Here is a 2,629-nt window from a genome sequence, read left to right as displayed (position 1 = left end):
TTCAAGGGCTTTCAGGCGCTGCAGGCGTATCGCGTGGCGCACTGGCTGTGGCGAGAGGGTCGCGAGGCGCTGGCCTTCCACTTCCAGAGCCGCATTTCGGAACTGTTCCAGGTCGACATTCATCCGGCCGCAAGGCTGGGGTCCGGCCTGTTCTTCGACCACGGCACCGGCATCGTCATTGGCGAGACGGCCGTGGTCGGCGACGAGGTGTCGATGCTGCACGCCGTCACGCTGGGCGGGACAGGCGCCGAACGCGGAGACCGGCATCCGAAGATCGGCCGCGGCGTGCTGCTGGGGGCGGGCGCCAAGGTGCTCGGGAACATCGTGGTCGGCGACTACGCCAAGGTCGCCTCGGGCTCGGTGGTGCTGAAAGCGGTGCCGCCTGGATGCACGGTGGCCGGGGTGCCCGCGCGGCTGGTCAACTGCCCCACCGAGGCGACGCCGGCCCGGACGATGGACCATACGCTGGCCGACATCGTCTACGACTTCGTGATTTGAGCAGTGTCTCCTCCCCACGGAGTGGGGAGGTGGCGCGGCGCTCTTGCGCCGTGACGGAGGGGGCAGCGGAGGCGGTCTTCTGTGGAGCGCGAAATCCTGCGTTCGGCGTCGCCCCCTCCGTCTCGCCGGCTGCGCCGACGATCCACCTTCCCCATGAAATGGGGAGGAGACGGTAATCTCAGGGTTTCCCTCCGGCGCCCGTTTCTCTAGGGTCCGCGGCTTCAAAAGCGACGACGAGGCCGATCCATGAACACCGCCGACATGAAGCGCGTCGAGACGCACCTGAAGCGCACGTTCAACACGGGCGGCATCATCCTGAAGCCGCGCGGCAAGCCCAACGACTCCTGCGAGGTCTACGTCGGCGACGAGTTCATCGGCGTCGTGTTCGAGGACGAGGACGAGGCCGGCAGCTTCATGTTCGAGATGGCGATCCTGGCGGAAGACCTGCCGGAGGCGTGATCGCCTGAGAACGGGCTCAAAGAAAAGCGCCGGTGGATCGCTCCACCGGCGCTTCTTCGTTTCAGCGGCGACGGCTTACTTCTTGCCGAAAACCATGTCGAGCAGGCCGCTCAGGAAGCCCTTGCTCTCGGCCGGCTTGGCGGCCGCGGCTGCGGGCGCGGACGTCGAGGCGGCGGGCTTCGTAGATGCGGCAGCCGGAGCGACCGAGGCCATGGCGGGAGCCGGCGCGGGCTTGGGCGCGGCAGCCTTGGGAGCAGCTTTCGGCGCTGCGGGTTTGGCGGCCGGTGCGGCTGGCTTCGCAGCGGCTTTCGCAGCCGGCTTGGCGGTGGCCTTCGAAGCCGTGGCCTTGGACGCAGCCGGTTTCGCGGCCGTCTTGGCGGCCGGCGCCTTGGCCGGAGCCAGAGTGGTGGTCGCGGGCTTGGTCGCCTTCGGAGCGGCGTTCACCGCCGGCTTCGCGGCGGCTTTCGGAGCGGCCGGTTTGGCGACAGCTTTCGGCGCGGCGCTCGACTTTGCCGCCGGTTTCGGCTTGGAAGCGGCGGCGGCCGCTTTCGGTTTCGCCGTACTCGGCTTCGACGGTGCTTTAGCCATGGTGTCCCCGACCCCTCGGTTGTTTCGTTGATGCCGCCCCGCGCACACGCCCGCGCAGGCTCGATTCGCAATGATACCGGTGTTTGAGAAATGTCCGAGTCCGCAGTTCAAATAATCGCGAGGGGGCCGCGGGCCGTGGCCGAGGCCGCCGCCGCTTCGCTCGACTTGGATCCGCTGCTGGAAGGCGCGACCTATTCCATCCTTGAGGAGGACGAGGATCGCGGCGTCTGGCGCATCGACGCCTTCCCCAACGACGCGGAAGATGCGCGCGGGATCGAGGCGCGGCTGAAGGAGCACGACGGCCTGACCGTCCTGGTCGAGAAGCTGGCCGACGCGGACTGGTTGGCGATGTCCCTGTCCGGCCTGCCGCCGGTAAGGGCGGGCCGGTTCTTCGTCTATGGGGCCCACGATCAGGGGAGCGTTCCCGCCAACACGGTGAACCTGAAGATCGACGCCGGCGCCGCCTTCGGCACCGGCCACCACGGCACGACTGTCAGCTGTCTGATGGCCTTCGACGAACTGTTGAAGAAGGAACGGTTCGAGCGCGTGCTGGACGTCGGCTGCGGCACGGGCGTGCTGGCCATCGCGGCGGCCAAGACCGGGTCGCGCGTGGCGCTGGGGACCGACATCGACGCGCCGTCCGTGCGGATCGCCAACGAGAACGCCAAGCTGAACCAGGCCGGTGCCCGCTTCGTCCACGCCTTCGGGCTCAACGACCGCAAGGTGCGGGGGCAGGGGCCCTACGACCTGGTGTTCGCCAACATCCTGGCGCCGCCGCTGGTTTCGCTGTCGCAGGACATCAAGGAGGCCTTGGGTCTCGGCGGCGTCGCAATCCTGTCGGGCCTTCTGCGAACGCAGGAGCGGCGGGTGTCGGCAGCCTATCTGTCACGGGGTTTCGTGCTGGAGCGGCGCATCCATCGCGACGCCTGGAGCGCGCTGGTGCTGAGGCGGGTGGGTTAACGGCGGAACGGAGGCCAAGCGCAGCCGTTGCAGCAGTCCATTGGAGGACTCCGCCTTGACCCAGTACGATCCGAACACCGATCCGACTCGCGTTCCGCCGCCGGGCGCCGTCTACACCGAGACG

General features: G+C 68.3%; 5 protein-coding genes. 4 read left to right on the top strand and 1 reads right to left on the bottom strand.

Translation table 11 applies throughout. The features are described 5' to 3' along the window. Positions 1 to 498 (top strand): serine O-acetyltransferase EpsC (gene epsC, locus VGB60_RS09575; protein ID WP_331038035.1); only part of this gene is annotated, 498 nt, incomplete at its 5' end. A gap of 246 nt (positions 499 to 744) precedes the next feature. Further along, positions 745 to 957 (top strand): DUF3126 family protein, encoded by a 213-nt coding sequence (locus VGB60_RS09570; protein WP_259551744.1) that lies wholly within the window; start codon positions 745 to 747, stop codon positions 955 to 957. A 75-nt stretch (positions 958 to 1,032) separates the two neighbouring features. Here VGB60_RS09570 and VGB60_RS09565 read toward each other — a convergent pair whose 3' ends face one another. Continuing rightward, on the bottom strand, positions 1,033 to 1,170 hold the full coding sequence (locus VGB60_RS09565; protein ID WP_331038034.1) for a hypothetical protein: 138 nt from the start codon (positions 1,168 to 1,170) through the stop codon (positions 1,033 to 1,035). Between the two features lie 106 nt (positions 1,171 to 1,276). Here VGB60_RS09565 and VGB60_RS09560 point away from each other — a divergent pair, with 106 nt between their 5' ends. After that, positions 1,277 to 1,576: a hypothetical protein gene (locus tag VGB60_RS09560; RefSeq protein ID WP_331038033.1), complete on the top strand. Its 300-nt coding sequence runs from the start codon at positions 1,277 to 1,279 to the stop codon at positions 1,574 to 1,576. Positions 1,577 to 1,635: 59 nt separating this feature from the next. Next, a complete protein-coding gene (locus VGB60_RS09555) occupies positions 1,636 to 2,505 on the top strand; it encodes a 50S ribosomal protein L11 methyltransferase (RefSeq protein ID WP_331038032.1) in 870 nt (289 codons plus the stop codon). Positions 2,506 to 2,629: the final 124 nt, after the last annotated feature.

This window comes from Brevundimonas sp., assembly GCF_036399195.1.
Lineage (GTDB): Bacteria > Pseudomonadota > Alphaproteobacteria > Caulobacterales > Caulobacteraceae > Brevundimonas.
The sequence above is the reverse complement of the archived record's forward strand: the minus strand, read 5'-3'. Positions and strand labels throughout refer to the sequence as shown.

Coding starts and splice junctions, on each gene's coding strand:
- VGB60_RS09555 (WP_331038032.1), top strand. CDS start 1,636: ATGTCCGAGTCCGCAGTTCAAATAATCGCGAGGGGGCCGCGGGCCGTG.
- VGB60_RS09570 (WP_259551744.1), top strand. CDS start 745: ATGAACACCGCCGACATGAAGCGCGTCGAGACGCACCTGAAGCGCACG.
- VGB60_RS09565 (WP_331038034.1), bottom strand. CDS start 1,170: ATGGCCTCGGTCGCTCCGGCTGCCGCATCTACGAAGCCCGCCGCCTCG.